The organism is Nonomuraea sp. NPDC003201, from assembly GCF_053590415.1.
The window spans coordinates 1-3,199 of the sequence record NZ_JBSFTC010000611.1; the positions used below are offsets into that span (position 1 = coordinate 1).

Sequence of the window (3,199 nt, forward strand, 5' to 3'; positions counted from 1 at the left end):
CGAGCCGCCCGCCGCCGAGGTCCGCACGCGGCCCAGGCTCGGCCCCGTCGCGATCGGCGACGTCCTGGTCGGCGACGGCGAGCCCGTGTACGTGATCGGCGAGATCGGCATCAACCACAACGGCGACATCGACATCGCCCGCCGCCTCATCGACGTGGCGGCCGAGGCCGGTTGCCAGGCGGTCAAGTTCCAGAAGCGCACCCCCGCGATCTGCGTGCCCGAGGAGCAGAAGGGCCAGATCAGGCAGACGCCGTGGGGCGAGATGACGTACCTGGAGTACAAGGAGCGGACCGAGTTCGGCTACGACGAGTACCGGCAGATCGCGAAATACTGCGACGAGCGCGGCCTGCACTGGTTCGCCTCGCCGTGGGACGTGCCCTCCGTGGAGTTCCTGGAGGAGATGGACGTCCTCGTCCACAAGGTGGCCTCGGCCAGCGTCGCCGACCACGAGCTGCTGCGGGTCCTGGCCGCCACCGGCAAGCCGATCATCCTGTCCACCGGCATGTCCACGCTGTCGGAGATCGACGCGGCCGTCGAGATCCTCGGCACCGACAAGCTGATCATGATGCACGCGACGTCCACGTACCCGCTGCCGCCGGAAGAGGCGAACCTGCGCACGATCACCACGCTCAAGGAGCGCTACGGCGTGCCCGTCGGCTACTCCGGCCACGAGCGCGGCCTGCAGATCTCCCTGGCCGCGGTCACGCTCGGCGCGGTCACCGTGGAGCGGCACATCACGCTCGACCGCACCATGTGGGGCTCCGACCACGCCGCCTCGCTGGAGCCGGCCGGCCTCGAGCACCTCGTCCGTGACATCCGCATCATCGAGCAGGCCATGGGCGACGGCGTCAAGCGCGTCTTCCCCGGCGAGGAGGCCCCCAAGGCCCGCCTGCGCCGGGTGACCGTCTGACCTCGTCCGCACTCTGGAGAAACCACTCTTGATCACTCTCTCGGTCGTCGTGCCGGTGCTGAACGGCGAGAAGTACATCGCCGACACACTGTCGTCGCTCTGCCGCAACGCCCGGCACGACTTCGAGTTCATCGTCGTCAACGACGGGTCCACGGACGCCACCGCGGACATCGTCGACGACTTCACCCGCGACCTGCCCGGGCTGACCATGCTGCGCAACCCGGCCCCCGTCGGGCTGGCCGACGCCCGCAACACGGGCCTGTCGGCCGCCTCCGGCCGATACGTCACGTTCATGGACGCCGACGACTGGCTCGCCCCGGGCTACCTGGCACGGCTCGTCGAGGCGATCGACGGGCTCGGCTGCGACTTCGTCCGCGCCGACCACGTGCAGGTCGAGGGCCGCAAACGGGTCGTGCACCGTGCCCCCATGGCGCGGAGGGGCGTGGTGCTCGACCCACGGGAGGCGATCCTGCCCGCCGGCGTGCGAACCATGGTCGACTACCCGTACGCGTGGGCCGGGATCTACCGGCGCTCCCTTCGCGACCTGCTGCACTTCCCCGGCTCCCTGCACACCGCCGAGGACCGGCCGTGGATCTGGCGCCTGCACCGGGAGGCCGCCACGTTCGCGGTGGTGTCGCTGGCCGGGGTGTTCTACCGCCGGCTGGTGTCCGGGTCGCTGACCCAGGTCGGCGACGAGCGCCAGCTGCACTTCTTCGACGCGTTCGACCTGGTGTTCAAGGATCTCGAGCCGGAGTTCCTGCCCAAGGCGGTACGGAACTTCTGCGCGCTGCTCGCCCACCACCTGGAGATCGCCGACCGGTTCACCCCGGCGCTGCGCTCCCGCTTCGAGGAGCGCGGCGCCCACATGGTGCGCGCCCTGCCCGCCGAACTGGTGTCGGAGTCGGTGGCGCGCATGTCCGTCGAACGCGAGACCACGCTGCGGGCCCTGGTGCCCGACCTGCCGCCCAGCCCGCACGTCCGGGTCCGCCGCGACCGGGAGGAGACATAGTGAAGGTCTTCTACGCCTCGACGCTGTTCGGCGCGATGTCGCTGGCCGCCGCCATCGACGACGGCCGCTTCGGCGACGGGCGCCGCGTCCTCATCGTGTCGAACAACGCGGCCATCCCCGAGGTGACGGCGCCGCTCGACAGGTCGCCCGGCTTCGCCGTGCTGCGCTCGCGCTTCGACGCGGTGCACTCCTGGAACGACCTCATCGCGCCGCTGCACCCCTCCGACTGGCGCGCCCGCGTCATCGAGGTGCCGATGACGGAGCGCCTCATCCGCTCCGTCTGGGGCCTGGACGGGGTCGAGGAGCTGGTGCTGGAGTCCATCGCGGTGCCCCCGGCCCGGACCATCGCCGGGCTGGTGCGCGACTGCCCCATCACCGTCTACTCCGACGGCCTGATGAGCTACGGCCCCACCCGCGACCCGCTGCCGGCGGAGATCCACCGCCGCATCGGCCGCCTGTTCCACCTGGACCTCGTGCCGGGCCTGACCCCGCTGCTGCTCAGCGAGTACGACGTCGCCCCCTCGATCCTGCCGGACGAGCGGTTCATGTCGGTCGTGCACGAGGTCACCGCCACCGCCCCCGACATGCTGCCCGGGCAGGCGATGATCCTCGGCCAGTACCTGTCGGCCCTGGAGATCGTCACCCCGGAGGAGGAGGCGGCGCTGCACGAGACGATGCTCAAGGCCCTGGCCGCCCGCGGCTACACCGACATCGTCTTCAAGCCGCACCCCGCCGCCGGGCGGCGCCACGCCCAGCTCCTGCGGGCCGCGGCCGAACCCCTGGGCGTGCGGCTGTCGGTGGCCGCCGAGAGCGTGCCCGCCGAGGTGTGCTTCGCGGCGCTGCGGCCCGAACTGGTCGTGGGCTGCTTCTCGACCGGGCTGCTGACCGCGCAGCGCTACTTCGGGCTGCAGGTGGCCGCGTACGGCACGGAGCTGGTGCTCGACCGGCTGGCGCCGTACGAGAACAGCAACCGGATCCCGGTCACGATCGTGGACGCGCTGCTGCCCCGGCTGTCGCCGGACGGCGGCATCGAGCACCCGACGGCGGTGGACCTGCGCGGGCTCGTCCGGGCGGTGGGCTACTGCATGCAGGCCGAGACGTACCCGGAGCTGCGGCCGGCGAGCATCGAGTTCGACGCCCGCTACTTCAAGCGCAAGCGCCTGGAGACCCTCGGCCTGGTGACCCGGCCCACGGCGCTCACCCGGCTGCGCCGGAAGATCCGCTCGGCGATCTGACACCTCTCCCCCGAAAGGCCGCAACCCCGACACCGGGGTTGCGGC

General features: G+C 71.5%; 3 protein-coding genes. All 3 read left to right on the forward strand.

Annotated elements, in window-relative coordinates; genetic code table 11:
• Positions 1-910 (forward strand): N-acetylneuraminate synthase family protein (locus ACWDX9_RS61590; protein ID WP_449973163.1); only part of this gene is annotated, 910 nt, incomplete at its 5' end.
• A 28-nt stretch (positions 911-938) separates the two neighbouring features.
• Entirely contained in the window at positions 939-1,919 is a 981-nt protein-coding gene (locus ACWDX9_RS61595) for a glycosyltransferase family 2 protein (protein ID WP_397369870.1), read from the forward strand.
• Positions 1,919-3,154 (forward strand): polysialyltransferase family glycosyltransferase, encoded by a 1,236-nt coding sequence (locus tag ACWDX9_RS61600; protein WP_449973164.1) that lies wholly within the window; start codon positions 1,919-1,921, stop codon positions 3,152-3,154. The genes ACWDX9_RS61595 and ACWDX9_RS61600 overlap by 1 nt, the downstream gene beginning before the upstream one ends.
• Positions 3,155-3,199: the final 45 nt, after the last annotated feature.